The following is a 16,508-nucleotide window of genomic DNA, read 5'->3' as shown; positions in this document are numbered from 1 at the left end:
TGGGCGTCCCTGCGGACTACGGAACGGGGCGGGCGGGGTGCCCCTCGCACGGTCCCCGCCCGGCAGGCCGGGCGTTCTCGGAGGTCAGCCGTCGGGGCGTCGGCTCCGTGATCTTTCCGGAGCGCGGGGCGGTCCGCCGGGCGAGCCTGTCGCGGACCGGACAACCAGCGACGGCGCGTCCGGGGCCGGCCGGCCGCCCGGGTCAGCCCACCAGGAGTTCGCGCTTGAGGTCGCGCAGTTCCTTGGCGTCGACGTGCAGGCCGTCCTTCAGGTACGAGCGGAAGTCGCCGTACTCGGCGCGGACCTCGTCGAAGCCGGAGTCGAGGTACTCGGCACGGACGTCGAGCAGGGGCTTGTAGACGGCGGCCTGGGCCGGCGGCATGGCCGCGAGCGTGGCCGCGTTGACGGCGGCGCGGTAGGTGTTGCTGGCGAGGTAGTCGTTCATCACCGTGGCGCGCGGGACACCGACGGCGGTGAGCAGTGCCGCGCTGGACCAGCCGGTGCGGTCCTTGCCGGCCGTGCAGTGGTAGAGGACGCCGTCGCCGTCGGCCGCCCCGGCGTAGACGGTCGTGTAGGCGGCCCGCGCGGTGTCGCCGCCGACCATGAACTTCTCGCCGTCGACCATCATCTTGACGGCCTCGGCCTCGGTGGCCGGCATGGCCGTGAGCGTCGAGGACCCGGCGAGCACGTCGGCGACGGTGTAGGAGGCGCCGGAGGGCACCCGGTCCGGGGCCGAGGAGCGCTCCGACTCCATCCGCAGGTCGTACACCGCGTGGATGCCGAGCCGCTTCAGCTTCGCGAGGTCGGCGTCACTGAGCTTGTTCAGGGCGTCCGAGCGGTAGATCTCGCCCATCTTGACCCAGTGGCCGTCGCCGGTGCGGTAGCCGCCGGCGTCCCGGAAGTTGACCGCGCCGTCGAGCTTGATCAGGCGGTCGGCGAGGTGGAGGGAGCCGCCGTGCCGCGGGACCAGGTCGAACCACTGCCGGTCGGCGGCGGGCAGTCCGCGCACCGTGACATCGCCCGTGGCACCGCCCCTGGCGACGACCCGCCCGGCGGCACGGACGACCACCTGGCGCACTCCGGGAGCCCTCCACACGACGCGGTACGAACCGTCGTCACCGGCGGTGACGGTCGCGGACGTGAAGGGGATGCGCTGGGAGGCGGTGCGGGCGAAGGGGTGGGTGGCCGGGGTGTGGCCGCCGGGCGTGGCGGAGGCCGCGGGGGCGGTCACGGAGACGGCGGTGAGCGCGAGGACGACACCGGCCAGGGATGCGATCTTCATGATCTGGACAGTTGGTGGTTGAAACTAAATTCCGGTGTACGCGGCCGGACGTCCGGGCAGCCCCCGGATGTCGGACCGGTGGCCGGAACGGGCTGGTGCGGGGGGGGTGCGGGGAGAGAGAAGCGGGGCGCGGGAGCCCGCCGGGATGGACCGGCTCCCGCGCCCGAGTGGCGCCCGAGTGCTCAGCTCAGGTCCAGCCGGGAGTAGACCCCGCCCGTGGTGTCGCGGACGACGACGTGCCGGACGGCGTAGTTCTCGTCGGCGGCGGGCAGATCGGTGCTGACGTACCAGACGCCCCAGCCGGGGTTGCCCGCGAGCTCCAGGGGCTTGGCGTGCAGGGTTCCGGCCGTGGTCCGCACCGTGACCCGCGAGGCGGTGCCCGTGCCGCCGTAGTACACGCCGGAGAGCGTGACGTGGCCCTGGGCGGTGCCCTCGACGAACGCGGAGACACCGGGCGTGTGGAGGTCGATGTTGCCGTTGACCACGTTCGTGAACTGGGGATCGGGGTTGTCGAGCGTCGTCCAGTGCTTGCCCTCCGGGGTCAGCCAGAACTCGGCGCCGCCGGGCTCCGTGACGTGCTCGTCCGGCGCGACGATCCGGGCCGTGGGCGCGGTCCTCGCCGGGAGGGCGGGAGCGTGCGCCGAGAGCACGCTGCCGTGCGCCGGCCGGGCGGCGGCGGGCGCCGGCTTCGCGGTCGGGACGCCGTACGCGGCCGTGGACGCCGTGATGAGCGCGGCGGCGGCCACGGCCACCGCCACGTACCTCTTCGTACCTGTCATGAACGGACAACTCCTCGTGATGGGACGATGTTCGGACGGTGCCGGGGCGCCGCTCCCCCGTACGGTCTTCCGGCGCCCGCCGGCCGGACGGCGCCGGCCGGAGATCTTCCGCGCGGACGTGTCAGCGGACGTGTCGGACGAGCGCGCTCGTGGCTCGCCACTGGTCCCAGGTCAGGTTCCAGTCGCCGTAGCCGTTGCCGACGGCGACCGTGTCCCGGGAGCCGACGACCTTGACGACGTCGCCGGGGACGACCTCGTCGAAGAACCGCTTCGCGGGGCCGCCGGTGGCGAGTCCGACGCAGCCGTGCGTGACGTTCTGACGGCCGCCGTAGACGTTCGCCTTCGGGTTCTGGTGGAGGTAGGTGCCCGAGGCGGTGAGATGGACGGCGTAGTAGTAGTAATCCGCGTACTGGTCGCCGTAGCCGACCGACCGCGAGTCCATGAAGACCTTCGACGCCTTGTCGGAGACGACCATCGTGCCGTTCCACGTGTCCATGCCCGGCGCGCCCGCGGTGATCGGGACGCGGCGCGACGATCCGGCGGTTTCGAGCGTCATGAAGTGTGTACGGACATCCACTGTGGCGACGAAGGAGCGACCGACCGTGAAATGCCTGGTGATTCCGGCCCCGGCCCGGACGGTGACCGCCGTGCCGGGCTTCCAGTACCTGCGGGGCCGGAAGTCGACGCGCCGCCCGTCGGCGAGGTTACGGTCCTTCACCCACCCCCATGAGCCCTCGGTCTCGCCGGTCACCTTCAACTCCCGTTCCACAGCGGCCCGTTCGGCCACCGGTATCGGACGGTCGAAGGTCACCGAGACGGGCATGCCGACCCCCACGGTCTGCCCGTCGGCGATGTTGATGTGCGCGCCCGGCAGGGACTCGAGCGGTGTGGGCGAGGGTTTCGGCCGTGCCGTGCCCGTCGGCCCGGCGGTGGCGGCCGGCCCGCCCCCGCCGTCGGCGGCCGCTTGCACCGAGCATCCGGCGAGCGCGAGCGCGCACACCGCCGCCGCGCTCCAGGCACGGGCCAACCGGCCCCTGCGGCCCCGCAGTCCCGTGGTCATGGTGATCCCCCCGTGGTGTGTTTCGATGTGCGACGTACGGGACCTGTACGCGCGGTGGGGACGGCCCGGTTGCACACGGCCGGAGAATTCGCGGACATTCGGGCGGGGGGCATGACCGAGGAAGAGTTCGACGCGTTCTACGCGACCGCGTTCCCCCGGCTGACCGGCCAGCTCTACGCGTTCACGGGGGATCACGGCGAGGCGCAGGACGTCGTCCAGGAGGCGTTCGTCCGCGCCTGGGACCGGCGGCGCGAGTTCCTCGCCGACGGTGCTCCCGAGGCGTGGATACGGACCGTGGCGACACGGCTCGCGGTGAGCCGCTGGCGCCGGGCCCGCCGATGGCTGGAACTGGTGCGGCGCACCCCGCCGGCCGATCACACCCCGGGCCCGGGTCCCGAACGCACCGCGCTCGTCGCCGCGTTGCGCACGCTCCCCGAGGCACAGCGGATGGCGATCGTTCTGCACCATCTGTGCGACTTGAGTGTCGAGCAGGTAGCCTCCGAAACCGGTGCCCCCGTCGGCACGGTCAAGGCCCGGCTCGCGCGGGGCCGGGCGGCGCTGGCGCGGGTGCTCTCGGAGGATTCGGCGGATCCGGCCGGCTCCGCGCGTCCGTCGGGCTTCGCGGGCGCGCCGGGCGAGGGGGAGAGGGAGGACGACCGTGTCCGATGAACTCACCACCGCCCTGCACGAGTTGGCGACCGAGGCGGAAAGGCCTCCGGCGCTGACCGGGGCGGAGATCCGCGGCCGGGCGACGGGCCGCCGACGCCGCCGCCGTACGGCTGTGGCCGCGGCCGGCGTCTCCGTCGCGGGCGCTCTCGCCCTGGTCGCGATGCCGGGCCCGGACGGCGGGGCGCGGCACGAGCCTCCGCCGGCCGCGAGCCCCACCGTCGCCCCGAAGCCGCCGGTGGCGGTGCCGGACGCCACGATCGATCTGGGCAAGCGCGTGATCTCGGTCGCCGGCCGGCGGCTGACGCTCCACGGCGACAACCTGACCGGGGTCGGACCGGCGGTGCGGACGACGGTCGCCGGGAAGGAGGTCACCATGAGGGTCTCCGGCAAGACTGTCGGCCTCGACGGCGGCTACTCCTTCCAGGCCTCCTGGGTGATCAGGCTCGCCCGGCCCGACGGCACGACGGACTACGTCGGCTCCATGGCGATCGGCGACAAGGGCATCTCCGACCCCGACAACGGCTGGATCAACCTGGACAAGTCCGATGCCAAGCTGCTGTACGACCGGCTCGCACCGGGCGCGGTGGTCGAGATCCAGCCGTCGGCCAACGCCTCGGCCGCCTCGGCGGCGAACAGGGGGACGGCGACAGCGGGCTCGGACGCGGCCACCGACTCGGGCACGACAACCGGCACAGACGCAGTCACGGACACGGACACGGGCACGGGCACAACGGCCGGCTCGGAGACTTCGGGCTCGGGAACCTCGGGCGGCTAGCGCGGCGCGTACATGCTCAGAGGGGCGGCTGGGCCGGGGCGGGGCCGAGGGTCGTCGTGCCCGGGGCGGTGCGGTGGCCCAGGCCCGTGCGGTAGGCGTCCAGGGCCGCTTCCACCCGGCCGGTGCGCCGCAGCAGGTCGCCGAGCAGCCGGCACAGGTCCGCCAGGTCACCGGCCGCGCCCGCCCGCTCCAGCAGGCTCATCGCCCGCACATAGTGCTCCTCGGCCGCCTCGGTGTCCCGGGTGTCCTCCGCGATGATCCCGAGCAGGCGGTGCGCGGCGGCCGCGTGGATGGCGCCCCGCTCGGAGTTCAGGTCGCCGAGCACCTGCCGCAGCAGCTCGTCCGCCTCGTCGGACCTGCCGCGCCGGTGCAGCACGTCGGCCAGTTCCACCGCGACCTGACTGGTGTAGAGCGCGGCCCGCTTCGCGGAGAGCATGGCCTGCGCCTCGCGCAACTCGCTCTCCGCGCGCTCCAGTTCGCCGTTCTGTGCGTACAGATATCCGCGCATCCAGTGGCAGTTGGCGAGCTCGGTGCGGATCTGGAGCTGGCGGTAGAGCTCGGCGGCCTTGGCGAGGGAGGCGTCGGCCTCGGCGATCCGCCCCTCGGCGATCATCGTCCGCGCCACCGACCGGTGCATCCGCGCCACCAGCGCCGGGTCCTGCACCTGCGGCGCGAGGGCGAGCGCGAACTCGGCGGCCTGGGCGGCCCGGGCGTGCGCGCCCATGTCCATGTAGGGCGCTATGACCCCCGTGTAGAGGAGGAGCAGCGCCTCAGGATCGTGCAGGCCCGTCCGGTTGAGCTCGTCGAGGGTGGACTCGAACAGGTAGCAGGCGTAGCGGAGTTCACCTGCGAGATAGTGGGAGACCGCCCGGCCCCGCACGGCGGGCACCCGCTGTGTCAGCGGCGCGTCCCCCAGCCGCTGCTCCGACTCCTCGAAGCGCCGCTGCGCCGTCTCCAGATCCCCTGTGTCCAGGGCGCATTCGCCGAGTCCGAGGAGTGCCGCCGCCTGTTCGGCGACCAGCCCGTGGGCCTCGGCCTCCGCGAGCAGAACGGCGTAGACCTCGGCGGCCACCTCGGCCTCTCCGGTGGAGAGCGTGCGCTGCGCGTCCGTCAGCCGCAGCCGCAGGTCGGTGGCGAGATGGGCGGGCCGTCCGGTCGCCAGCTCCTCGTACGCGACGCCGAGACGGCCGGCTATGTGCCGCAGCGCGGGCTCGGAAGCCCGGACCCGGCCGGCCTCCAGGGTGGAGATGTACGCGGGCGTGTACACGGGCTCCGCGAGCTGTTTCTGCGTCAAACCGCGTTCTGTACGCAGCCGTTGCACCCTGCGCCCGATGATCTCAGGGTCGTCCCGCTCCGCCATGGGTCAAGCATGCCATCCAGCCGAGTCGAGCCGGTCCGGGTTTTGACTACTGTCCAACTTCGGGACCCTCTTGCGATGTGCGCCCGGGAGCCTCTACGTTAAGCGCCGGATTAAGCATGCTTAATACGCCGCTGTTGTTGCGAGGTCACCGTGCTCCGACGTATTTCCGCGCGCTACTCCAGAGGGCTTCTCGCCGCCGTCATCGCGGTCGCCGCGCTGGTCACGGCGGCGAACGTCGGCCCCGCGAGAGCGGCCGACCAGGCCCCCGCGGTCCACACCGTCACGCACACGACCGGTCACCAGGGACTCTCCGCGGGCCGGTGACGCCTTCCCGGGCGGCCGTACGAAAGCGGCGAATCCCCCGTACGACGAAAACGTGGCGCCTACGCTGACCCGGTGACCTCTTCCGCCGCTCGTACCGCGCTGGACCTCACCGCCGACCTCCCGGTCCCCGCCCTGGAGGACTTCTACCGGGATCTGCACCGGCATCCCGAACTGTCGCTGCGCGAACACCGTACGGCCGCCCTCCTCGCGGAGCGGCTGCGCAAGGCCGGGTACGACACGACCGAGGGCGTGGGCGGTACGGGCGTCGTCGGCGTCCTGCGCAACGGGGACGGGCCGACCGTCCTGCTGCGCGCCGACATGGACGCGCTGCCCGTCCCCGAGGAGACCGGGCTGCCGTACGCCTCGGGGACCGCCGGGGTCATGCACGCCTGCGGCCACGATCTGCACGTCACCTGGCTCGCCGGCGCGGCACAGGCGCTCGCCGCCGGACGGGACACCTGGTCCGGCACGCTGGTGCTGGTCGGGCAGCCCGCCGAGGAGACCGGCGAGGGCGCGGCCCGCATGGTCGCGGACGGTCTCCACGAACGCTTCCCGATGGCCGACGTCCTGCTCGCCCAGCACGTGGCGCCCGGCCCCGCCGGGCTGTACGCGCACTCCCCGGGCCTGATCATGTCCGCCTCGACCGACATCGACATCGTCGTGCACGGCCGGGGCGGGCACGGTTCGCGGCCCGAGGCGACCGTCGACCCGGTGGTGACCGCCGCGTACATCGTGACGCGGCTCCAGACGGTCGTCAGCAGGGAGATCGCGGCCCGGGAGTCCGCCGTGCTGACGGTGGGACGGATCGAGGCGGGCACCCGGCACAACATCATCCCGTCCGAGGCCCGGATCGCCCTGAACCTGCGGACACAGTCGCTGGACGTGCGGGAACGGATGATCGCCGCCGTGCGGCGCGTGGCGGCGGGCGAGTGCGCGGCGGCCGGCTGCCCGGCCGAGCCCACGGTCACCGTCGGCAACGACTTCCCGATGACCGTCAACGACGCCGACACCGACCGCCGTATCGCCGCCGTGCACGGGGAGGTCTTCGGCGCCGGGACGATCCTCGACCCCGGTCCGGCCATGGGCAGCGAGGACTTCCCACGGCTCGCGGACGGCCGCATCCCCTACTCCTACTGGTTCGTGACCAGCACACCCGCCGACGTCTGGAACGCGGCCCCGGGCGCCGAGGACCTCATGATCCGGCTCGCGGCCGTGCCCAGCAACCACAGTCCGCACTTCGCCCCCGACCTGTCCACGGTCGCTCCGGGCGTACGGACCCTGGTGTCGGGGGCGCTCGCCTCACTGTCCGAGGAGGGCTGATCCTCCCCGGACCTGCGCCGCTCAGGCCTGCGTCTGCAACTGGCTGAGCTGCCGCCGGACATGGTCCAGCGCGCCCTCCCGGCGTCCGGGCACGCGCTGTCTCAACCGGGCCAGTTCCGCCCCGAGTTCACGGGCCCGCGCCGGGTCGGCGATACGGCCCCACTGGTGGTGGGCGCGGTCCACGGCCGACTCCACCTCCGGGGCGCCCGGCGCCTGCCCCGCGTCCAGCCGGGTCACGGCGAGGGCCAGCCAGCCGCGGCAGCTCCGCTCCGCGTCCCCCGCGAGCATCGCCAGGTCCGCCCGTACCTCCATCCAGTGCAGCACCTGCTCGGAGCCGGGCCCGTGCGTCCGCAGCGCCTCCCGCTCCCAGCGCGCCGCCAGCGCGAGGGCGTCCTCGTGACGGCCGTCGCGGACCGCCGCGGTGATCTCCCCGTGCGGATCGGGGGACGGCGAACCGGCTCGCCGCTCCGTCTGGCCGGGGATCGTCACGGGTGGCGCGGGCGGGGTGGCCGGCGGAACCGGCGCGGGTGCGGCGGCCGGTGGAGCCGGCGAGGGGGCGGGCGTGCGCGGCGCAACCGTGACGGACGCGAACTCCGGCGGCGGAGCCGTGACCGTCGTGAACTCCGGTGCCGGAGGCCATGGTCGCCCGGCCCAGGACTGCCCGGGCGCGAGCACGAGGTCCGTCGCCCCCTGCCGGGCGCTCCCCTCGCCCGACGTCCTCGTCAGGGCCTGCTGGTGGAGCTGTGCGGGGTGCGGCCGGTGGCCGCTGCGGAGCAGGGTGGCGACCGCTCGCATGTACGCCGGCTGTGCCACCGTACGACGGGACGGCGGCGGGGCGACGCGGCCGTACAGCTCGGTCGACGGGCCCGCCGTGAGGGGGCGCCCGGCGAGGAACTCCCAGGCGTCCGCGTCCGCGTGCAGGTCGACGAACACGGTCGTCGAACCCGGTGGGCGCAGCCGCAGTTCGTCGGCGATCCAGCGCCAGGGGAAGGCCGTGTAGCGGACCGTCGCCGGGGTGGTGCGGGCCAGCGCGAGGTGCGGAAGCCGCTGGCGGCGGTCGAGTTGGAGCTGTCCCGTCAGGAACATGGTCAGCGGTCCGGGCGCCGTCGCCGCCGCGCGCAGCCGGGTCAGCACGGCCTGCGGCTCCAGCGGGTCGGCCAGTTCGACGACGTTCGCCGTGTCGGTTCCCGACAGCACCGGCGGGGCGACAGCCGCGAGCACGGGGAGCACGGAAGCCGCGTCCACCAGACACCCCTTGCCCACGGGTGAGGCGGCGAGGAGCAGCACGGTTCCGGGCACAGATTCTCTCCCCCATCGTTCGGACACCTCAGCACCGTAACGGCTGCGCCTGCAAAGAGGGGACGCGAAGAGACGAACGCCCCCGCCCGGCCCAGGGACCGGGAGCCCGTGTCCGGGGCCCGCGGTGTCCGCGTCCGGGCCTCCCGGAGTCCGTGTCCGCGGCCCCGGCTACGTCCGCCGGCCGTCGGCCGCCCTGCGGCGCACGGCGAAGATCGTGGTGTCGTCGGCGAGCCGTCCGCCGCAGTGATCGAGTGTGCCGTCGCGCACCCACCGGACGAGCCGGTGCGGGTCGGCGGTGCGCGGGTCCCGTGCCAGCGCCTTGGTGAGCGTGTCGCGGAGCGGGAAGAAGGTGCCCGACGCGTCGCGGGCCTCGGTCACCCCGTCGGTGACCATGAGCAGCGTCTCCCCGGGGGCGAGCGGAACGCGGAGTACCGGTGGCGGCGCGGAGGCCAGATCGCCCATGCCGAGCGGGAGCCCGTCGCCGGGAGGCAGGCTCCGCACCCCGTCGGCAGTAACCACGAGCGGCGGTTCGTGGCCGAAGTTGATGACCTCCACCGTGGCCGGGGTGTCCTCGCGGAAGGCGACCATGACTCCGGTCGCGAAACGGTCGCCGTCGTCGCGGCCGAGTGCCACGCGGTAGCCGTTGTGCCGCAGCATCCGCACCTCCAGCCGGCCGGCGACCGTGGTGAGTACCGGCTCGTGGTACGCCGCCTCGCGGAAGGTGCCGAGCAGCGAGGCCGCCGCCTCGACCGCCGCCAGTCCCTTCCCCTGGACGTCCCCGAGCAGCAGGCGGGTGCCGTGCCGGCCGGGCTGGATGTCGTAGAAGTCGCCGCCGACCCGGGCCTCGCTGTCGGCGGCGAGGTAGACGGCCGCGTGGTCGAGGCCGCCCCAGCCCGGGGGCATCGGGCGCAGCACGGTACGCCGGGTCGTCTCGGCGACGTCCCGCATGTGCAGCATCTGGCGCTCGGCGCGCAGCCGCACGGAGCAGGCGAGGGCCGCGAGGGCGCTGCCGACCACGACGAGGATGAAATCGGGCAGGCCGTTCTGGTACCGGTGCGGCCACGACGCGTCGATGGCGCCGTAGGCGAGCAGCGACAGCACGCCGAGCGCCAGCGTGCCCAGCACTCCGCAGATCGCCGCCGCGATGACCGGTACGAGCACGAGCCAGGAGATGATCCGGAACCGGCCGGAGGTGTTGGCGTCGAGCAGCACGATGCCGGTGAGCAGCAGCAGCGCGGGCAGCCAGGCCACACTGCGCCCGCGTACCTTCAGCGGCTTCGACCGCGGGAAGGCGTCCGGCAGCCCGGCGCGGGGCCGCAGGGCGTGCCGGAGCCGGTCGCGTACGGATCTCCGGGCGACCACCTCCCCGTACCGCCTCCGTCTCGTGTTCTCAGTAGGCGACGGACATACGGCCGTGCGGGTGGACGGGCATCTCGAGCTGGTCCACGAAGGCCATCGCGTAGTCCTCGGCGCTGATGCGGCTCTGGCCGCCCGCGTCGGTGAGCATGCGGTCGCCGCCGATCCTGAACTCGCCCGTGCGTTCGCCGGGGGCGATATCGGCGGCGGGCGAGATGTAGGTCCAGTCGAGGTCGTCGACGTCGCTGCGCAGATAGGTGAGGGCGTCGCGGTGGGCGAGTGCCTCGGGCAGGTAGGCCTCGGGGAAGTCCGGCTGGTCGCAGGCGGCCTCGCCGGGCGCGACCTCCAGGGTGCCCGCCCCGCCGACGATCACGAGCCGGTGCACCCCGGCCGAGCGGACACCCTCCACCAGGGAGTGGTTGAGGGCCAGGAAGGGTTCGCGGGGATCCGAGCCGTCCCGGGGCGGGACGCACGCCGACCCCACCGCGTCCGCGCCGGACACCAGCTCGGCGACCTTCGCCGCGTCCGAGGCGTCCGCCGCCGTCGCGGCGACCCCGGGGACCGGGGACTGCCCGGAGCGGCTGACCGCGACGACCTGGTGTCCGCGCGCCGACGCCTCCGTGGCGATACGGCTGCCGACCATGCCGGTGGCACCGAAGAGTACGAGCTTCATGCACCTCAGCGAAGCACGCGACCATTTCCCCCGCATCCCGGCGAAGCGGGGCAAAAGGGTGTCGTGGGGGGTGCGGGCGGGGCGCCGCGGGAGCGCTGCGGGAGGGTCCCGCCCCGAGTTGCCAGGGGCTGCGGCGAGGTGTGACCTGGAAGGCGGGGGCGAGCAGAGAGGAGTCCTTCCATGGCTCAAGCCGCACCCGTGTCAGGGACACCAGGTACATCCGGATCGTCCGATGTCTTCGGGGCACAGACCCACACGATCGCGCAGTGGGCCGTACCCGTCGCCGGCGGGCTCGTCTACGGCTACTGGGCCGCCGCCATCAACCGGGACGCCGGTGCCATCACGGGCTGGAACGTGCTGTTCGGCTTCGTGTGCGCCATCGCGTTCGCGGCGGCCTACGTGGGCGCACGGACGGTGGCTCCGCTGATGCGGCGCGAGACGCACGCGCTGGTGTGGGCCGTGTTCGCGGGCTGCGCGTTCGGTTTCCTGTACAGCCAGACCGACGCGACCGTTCTGCGGTCCGTGTTCATGTCGCTGCCGGTGGCGGTGGGCGTGTACGCGGTGGCCTTCTACCGCTACTACACGCACGAGGACGCGGAGGGAAAGGCGAGCAAGTAGGCGCGAACGGCGAGCACATGAGGCCCCGGCGCAGTGCCGGGGCCTCATGCGTCTCCCTCACTCACCTACTCACCTGCCACCTGGGACCCAGTCCCAGGAGTTCGAGGAGGAGCCGGAGACGGTCCAGCTCCACGCGCTGGAGACGGTGAAGGTCCAAGAGCCCGAGGCGCTCACGCTCCAGCCGGGGTCGTTGCCGGGGTTCCGGTCGTTGTCCCAGTGCGCGTTGTGCCAGGTCCCGTCCTTATGGTCGGGGCTCGGGTCCGAGCAACTCGGCACCCACTGGCCGTTGGTGGAGACGAACGCCGCGCTGGCCCAGGCATGGGCGCCGACGAGCCAGTACCAGACGGTGGTTCCGGACACGCTCTGCCCGTTCACCGCGCACTGCACGCGGTCCTGGCTGCCCGAGGGAAGCGAGCCGACGACGGGCGAGCCGGTGCTGGGCTGAAGCCGCAGGTTCATCTCACCGCTGGAGATGACGGTGCCCCGGACGGAACTCCCGGAGCCGTCGCCGGTGTGCGCCGACTCGGTCGCCGCCATGGTGGGACCGGCGGCCAGGGCGGTCAGTACACCGCCGCTGAGCAGGGCCGCGGCAAGAATCCGCGGGGCTGGGGTGGTGCGCATATCGGCCTCCTTCTCCCCAGATCCAGGAAACACCCGTTCGGGTGAGGGCTCCACCCGAGCGCCCAAAACCCTTGGGGCCCAAGGGATGCGTGAGTCCGATGCGCGGGAGCTCCCCGTACGGCTTGTCATATGCGCCCATTTGCAGGCGGCCCGGTCGCGCACGGGGTCCGGGAGGCCTTGCCTGAAGACGTGTCCCCTCGTGTCCGGAGCGCCCTCTCGGCCGTGCTGATCGCGCTCGCCTGCCTCCTCGCGCCGCTCGGCGCGCTGTCGGCGTGGGCGACGTACGGCCTCGGCGACTCCGAGCGGTACGAGGCCACCATGGCGCCCCTCGCCGCCGACGAGGACGTCCGGGACGCGATCGCGGCCGGCGTCACCGACGACATCCTGCGCGAGGTCCACGTACGGCCGCGGCTCCAGGGGCCGGTGAACCACTTCGTGCGGGACGCCGTGCGCTCGTTCACCGAGACCGAGGCGTACCGCGCGGCGTGGGAGACCGCCAACCTGGCCGCGCACGACGCCGTGATGCGGGCGCTGCGCGAGGACCACGAGGGTGCCGTGACCGTCGATCTCGCGCCCGTCACCGAGCAGGTCAAACGCCGGCTCGCCGACGACCACATGCCGTTGGCCGCCCGGATCCCGGTCGAGCACACCGAGATCACCGTGCTCGAGGCCGAGGACCTGGCCCGGCTCCGAAAGGGGTTCCACGTGCTCGAAGTCGCCGGATTCTGGCTCCCGTCGGCGTCGGTCGTCTTCGCGGCGACCGGCATCGTCATCGCCGTGCGCCGTCGCCGGGCGGTCCTCGCGACGGGCCTCGGCACCGCTCTGGGCGCCGCGCTGCTCGGTGCCGCGATCGTCGTGGGCCGCCGGCTCACCCTCGCCGACCTGCCGCCCGACGTGTCACGCACCGCCGCGGGCGCCGTGTACGACGCCCTCACCGAGACCCTCCGGTTCGTGAGCTGGCTGCTGCTGGCCGTGGGTCTGACGGTTGCTCTGGCCGCCGCCCTCGCCCGTGCGTACGCCCGCCGAAGGCGGCCGGCCGAAGCCCCCGCGCAGACTCCGGCGGACCAGTCGACCCACGTGGGAGCCTGACCACGCCCGAGGTGGGAGCCTGACCGCGCTCCACGGGGGAGCCCGACCGCGCCCCAGGTGGGAACCTGACCGCGCTCCACGGGGGGCCTGCCCGCGCGCTCGCGCCGCGAAGTCTCCCTCCACCGGCGCGATAGTCCCCGCGATCGTCCCCGGGGCCGTCCCCGGGGCCGCTCCGGGGAGACCGCCATACTTGGGGCATGTCCCGCGCGTTCCCCATCGGCCTCACCCCTCCCGACTGGCTGGTCAGGAACCTCCGGCCGCAGCGGGCCCCCGTCAACCGGGCCGCCGCCGCCCGCGCCGGCGTCGCCCTGGCGCTCCCCCTCGCCGTGGGCCTCGCCTGCGGACAGCCCGCGTACGGCGCCCTCGCCTCCATGGGCGCGCTGTCCGGAGTCATCGGCGACACCGCCGACGCGTACCGCATGCGGATCTTCAACATCGCCGTCCCCCAGCTCTTCGGCGCGATCGGCGTCACGATCGGCGCGGCGGTCTACGGGCAGGGCTGGGCCGCCGTCGTGACGGTGACCGTGGTCGCGCTGGTCTCCGGGATGATCTCGTCGATCGGCGCCGTCGCCTCCGTCACCGGACTGCTGCTGCTCCTCAACTGCGTGATCGGCGCCGGACTTCCGCTGCCCGGCGCCTGGTGGCTCGCCCCGCTGCTGATGGCCGGCGGCGGACTCCTCGTCCTCGCGCTGACCCTGCTCGCCTGGCCGCTGCGCTCGGGGGTGCCGGAGCGATCCGCCGTCGCGGACACCTACCGCACCGTCGCCGACCTGCTCGCCGCGAGCGGCACCGACGACTACGGCCGTCTCCGCCTCGCCGTCACCCAGTCCCTCAACGAGTCGTACGACCTCGTCCTCGCCCGGCGCGCCTTCCACCACGGCCGCAGCCCCGACCTCGTCCGGCTGCTCGCCCAGCTCAACGCCGTCACCCCCGTCGTCGAGGCCGCGCCCGCCGCCCACCAGCGGGGCCGGCCGCTGCCCGCCGCGATCCCCGCCGCCGTGAGCCTGCTCGCCGACACCGTCGAGACCGGTGGCACCGACCCCCTCGAACTGCGGCTGCCCGCCCCGGCCGACGAGACCGCGCGCGCCGTCGACCACGCCCTGCGGCACGCCGCCCGTGTCGTGACCGACCGGTCCCCGGACCCGGGCGCCCTCGACGACCGCCTCGGCCGGCCCGCCGCGCTGCGTGTCCGCGCCGCCGGCGCCACCCGCAACGTCCTGCTGTCGGCGGCCTCCTGGCGCTACGGCACCCGCCTCGCCCTGTGCATCGGCCTCGGTCAGGTGCTCGTCTCGACCGTCGAAGTACCGCGCTCCTACTGGGTCGCGCTCACCATCACCTTCGTCATGAAGCCCGACTACGGCTCCGTCTTCTCCCGGGCCCTGCTGCGCGCCCTCGGCACGGTCGTGGGCCTCGTGGTCGCGGCGACCGTGCTGACGCTGGTGCCGCGCGGCTGGTGGGACGTGCCCGTGCTGATGGCGCTCGGCGTGCTCATTCCGGCCCTGACCCCGCGCGGCTACGGCTACCAGACCGCTGCCATCACCCCGGTGATCCTGCTGCTGTCCGACATCCTCAACCACCAGGGAACCGGGCTCGTCGTCCCCCGCCTGATCGACTCCCTGGTCGGCTGCGGCATCGCCCTGGTGGCCGGATATCTGCTCTGGCCGGAGAGCTGGCACGCCCGGGTCGGCGACCGGCTCGCGGACGCGGTCGCCGACACCGCCGGCTATGTCGAGCTGGCCTTCGGGGACGCCGCGGAGCCCGCGGCCCGCGCCCGCAGCAGGCGCCGGCTGTACCGCGACCTGTCCTCCATCCGTACGGAGTTCCAGCGCGCGCTCACCGAACCACCGCCGAACGGGCGCCGCGCCGCGGCCTGGATGCCGCTCGTCGTCGCCGTCGAGCGGATCGTGGACGCCACGACCGCCGCCCGGGTCCGGGTCAGACAGGGCGCGGCCGAGCCGTCCGCCGCCGAGATCTCCACCATCGCCCGCCAGCTCCGGGAGTTGTCCGAGGGTTTGCGCGAGACGGATGTGCTCTTCGCGGTCCGCTCGGATCTCACCGGGCCCGCGGGCAGCGTCCTCGAACCGGTGCGGCAGGAGGTCGCGGCGGCCAGGGCGATCACCTCACCGCATTGACACGGGAGGCGTCGGCACCGACTATTCGGCCATCGTCCCGGCTCCACGCGCGGGACGGACGGAACTCAGAATTCCGACAAATCACCATGGTAGGAAAGTGAACCCGTGGGCGCTGTAGGGGGGTTGACGCGACGGTTGTCCGGAGCGCCGCCCCTGCCGAAGATCACCATCTATGGCCGCTAACCTTACGTGTCCGTCCTGGCCAGGGATTGACGGGATCAACTCACGCGAAGGGTTGCGCACATGGGCATTCTCACTCTCCTGCGGAATGCGTTCGGCCGCTCACGCAAGGGTCGTGACGCTGACGCGGAGACCTCGCGAGAGGCCACGTCGACCGCGACGGTCCCGGCTCCCGCCGCGGAGCCGACACATTCCCCCGAGGCCGACCCGGCCTCCACATCGGCACCGGAGGCCGAGCCGAGAATCCCGGCACCCGCCTCCGAGCCCGAACCCTCGGTGGTCGACGAACTCGTGTCGGCCGCCTTCGACAACGTAACGGTCCCCAAGCAGACGCCTCCGGCGGAGCCCACCAGCGAGAAGCCCCCGGCCCCCACCGAGCCCGAGGCCGCGCCCGAGCCCGAGCCGACCGCCGAGCCCGAGGCCGAGGCTGCGCCCGAGCCGACCCCTGAGGCCGAGGTCGAGGCTGCGCCCGAGGCGGAGCCGGTCGCCGAGACCGAAGCCGCCCCCGAAGCGGAGGCTGCACCCGAGGCGGAGCCGGTCGCCGAGACCGAAGCCGCCGCGGAGCCCGAGCCGGCCGCTGAGGCCGAGGTCGAGGCCGAGCCGGTCGTCGAGGCGGAGCCGGTCGTCGAGGCCGAGCCGGTCGCCGAGGCCGAGCAGGCGGACGAGCCCGCAGTCGCCGAGGCTGTGCAGGCGGACGAGCCCGCGGTCGCCGACGGCGGTGAGGCCCCACAGGAGGCACCCGCAGCCGACGACGAAAGCAGCACGGGTGGTGCGGGTGGGAACGACCGCGCCGAAGGCGAAGCCGAGGCGGAAGCCACAGACGAGCCCGAGCCGGTCACCGAGGCCGAGGCGGCGCCGGTGACCGAGGCGGAGCCCGAGGCGGCGCCGGTGACCGAGGCGGAGCCCGAGGCGGCGCCGGTGACCGAGGCGGAGCCCGAGGCGGCGCCGGTGACCGAGGCGGAGCCCGAGGT

Annotated in this window: 15 protein-coding genes and 1 pseudogene; 8 read left to right on the top strand and 8 right to left on the bottom strand. The window is 73.7% G+C overall.

Annotation, left to right across the window (positions count from 1 at the left end):
* Positions 1-202: 202 nt before the first annotated feature.
* From ACFXGX_RS15890 to ACFXGX_RS15880, 3 genes are all read right to left on the bottom strand, one after another.
* Positions 203-1,282, bottom strand: a complete 1,080-nt coding sequence (locus ACFXGX_RS15890; RefSeq protein ID WP_384790513.1) for a tyrosine-protein phosphatase — start codon at positions 1,280-1,282, stop codon at positions 203-205.
* A gap of 182 nt (positions 1,283-1,464) precedes the next feature.
* Positions 1,465-2,061, bottom strand: coding sequence for a hypothetical protein (locus ACFXGX_RS15885; RefSeq protein WP_384790511.1), 597 nt, complete (start codon positions 2,059-2,061; stop codon positions 1,465-1,467).
* A 121-nt stretch (positions 2,062-2,182) separates the two neighbouring features.
* Positions 2,183-3,121 carry a L,D-transpeptidase gene (locus tag ACFXGX_RS15880; RefSeq protein ID WP_384790508.1) on the bottom strand — a complete coding sequence of 313 codons (939 nt, stop codon included), beginning with the start codon at positions 3,119-3,121 and terminating at the stop codon, positions 2,183-2,185.
* Between the two features lie 111 nt (positions 3,122-3,232).
* Between ACFXGX_RS15880 and ACFXGX_RS15875 the strand changes: the two genes are divergently transcribed.
* On the top strand, positions 3,233-3,790 hold the full coding sequence (locus tag ACFXGX_RS15875; protein ID WP_384790505.1) for a SigE family RNA polymerase sigma factor: 558 nt from the start codon (positions 3,233-3,235) through the stop codon (positions 3,788-3,790).
* Positions 3,780-4,565, top strand: a complete 786-nt coding sequence (locus ACFXGX_RS15870) for a hypothetical protein (protein WP_384790502.1) — start codon at positions 3,780-3,782, stop codon at positions 4,563-4,565. Before ACFXGX_RS15875 ends, ACFXGX_RS15870 begins: the two co-directional genes overlap by 11 nt.
* A 16-nt stretch (positions 4,566-4,581) precedes the next feature.
* On the opposite strand, the gene ACFXGX_RS15865 is transcribed toward ACFXGX_RS15870, so the two are convergent.
* Positions 4,582-5,925, bottom strand: coding sequence for a tetratricopeptide repeat protein (locus tag ACFXGX_RS15865; protein WP_384790499.1), 1,344 nt, complete (start codon positions 5,923-5,925; stop codon positions 4,582-4,584).
* Positions 5,926-6,075: 150 nt separating this feature from the next.
* Between ACFXGX_RS15865 and ACFXGX_RS15860 the strand changes: the two genes are divergently transcribed.
* Both ACFXGX_RS15860 and ACFXGX_RS15855 read left to right on the top strand, forming a co-directional pair.
* Positions 6,076-6,249 (top strand): hypothetical protein, encoded by a 174-nt coding sequence (locus tag ACFXGX_RS15860; protein ID WP_384790496.1) that lies wholly within the window; start codon positions 6,076-6,078, stop codon positions 6,247-6,249.
* Positions 6,250-6,321: 72 nt separating this feature from the next.
* A complete protein-coding gene (locus tag ACFXGX_RS15855) occupies positions 6,322-7,569 on the top strand; it encodes an amidohydrolase (RefSeq protein WP_384790493.1) in 1,248 nt (415 codons plus the stop codon).
* A 21-nt stretch (positions 7,570-7,590) separates the two neighbouring features.
* On the opposite strand, the gene ACFXGX_RS15850 is transcribed toward ACFXGX_RS15855, so the two are convergent.
* From ACFXGX_RS15850 to ACFXGX_RS15840, 3 genes are all read right to left on the bottom strand, one after another.
* Positions 7,591-8,868 (bottom strand): hypothetical protein, encoded by a 1,278-nt coding sequence (locus ACFXGX_RS15850; RefSeq protein WP_384790490.1) that lies wholly within the window; start codon positions 8,866-8,868, stop codon positions 7,591-7,593.
* 168 nt (positions 8,869-9,036) lie between these two features.
* Positions 9,037-10,230 (bottom strand): PP2C family protein-serine/threonine phosphatase, encoded by a 1,194-nt coding sequence (locus ACFXGX_RS15845; RefSeq protein WP_384790487.1) that lies wholly within the window; start codon positions 10,228-10,230, stop codon positions 9,037-9,039.
* Positions 10,231-10,258: 28 nt separating this feature from the next.
* Positions 10,259-10,897, bottom strand: coding sequence for an NAD(P)-dependent oxidoreductase (locus ACFXGX_RS15840; protein ID WP_384790484.1), 639 nt, complete (start codon positions 10,895-10,897; stop codon positions 10,259-10,261).
* 180 nt (positions 10,898-11,077) lie between these two features.
* Between ACFXGX_RS15840 and ACFXGX_RS15835 the strand changes: the two genes are divergently transcribed.
* Positions 11,078-11,515, top strand: a complete 438-nt coding sequence (locus tag ACFXGX_RS15835) for a hypothetical protein (protein WP_384790481.1) — start codon at positions 11,078-11,080, stop codon at positions 11,513-11,515.
* Between the two features lie 69 nt (positions 11,516-11,584).
* Here ACFXGX_RS15835 and ACFXGX_RS15830 read toward each other — a convergent pair whose 3' ends face one another.
* Complete coding sequence (locus ACFXGX_RS15830; RefSeq protein ID WP_384790478.1) at positions 11,585-12,136, bottom strand: SH3 domain-containing protein; 552 nt, start codon at positions 12,134-12,136, stop codon at positions 11,585-11,587.
* Positions 12,137-12,325: 189 nt separating this feature from the next.
* Between ACFXGX_RS15830 and ACFXGX_RS15825 the strand changes: the two genes are divergently transcribed.
* The 3 genes and pseudogenes from ACFXGX_RS15825 to ACFXGX_RS15815 all read left to right on the top strand — a co-directional run.
* On the top strand, positions 12,326-13,225 hold the full coding sequence (locus tag ACFXGX_RS15825) for a hypothetical protein (RefSeq protein ID WP_384790475.1): 900 nt from the start codon (positions 12,326-12,328) through the stop codon (positions 13,223-13,225).
* Between the two features lie 197 nt (positions 13,226-13,422).
* On the top strand, positions 13,423-15,357 hold the full coding sequence (locus ACFXGX_RS15820) for an FUSC family protein (protein ID WP_384790472.1): 1,935 nt from the start codon (positions 13,423-13,425) through the stop codon (positions 15,355-15,357).
* Between the two features lie 243 nt (positions 15,358-15,600).
* A pseudogene (locus tag ACFXGX_RS15815) lies at positions 15,601-16,508 on the top strand (Toxic cation resistance protein); the annotation flags it as partial.

Source organism: Streptomyces sp. NPDC059371, assembly GCF_042751995.1.
GTDB lineage: Bacteria > Actinomycetota > Actinomycetes > Streptomycetales > Streptomycetaceae > Streptomyces.
The sequence above is the reverse complement of the archived record's forward strand: the minus strand, read 5'-3'. Positions and strand labels throughout refer to the sequence as shown.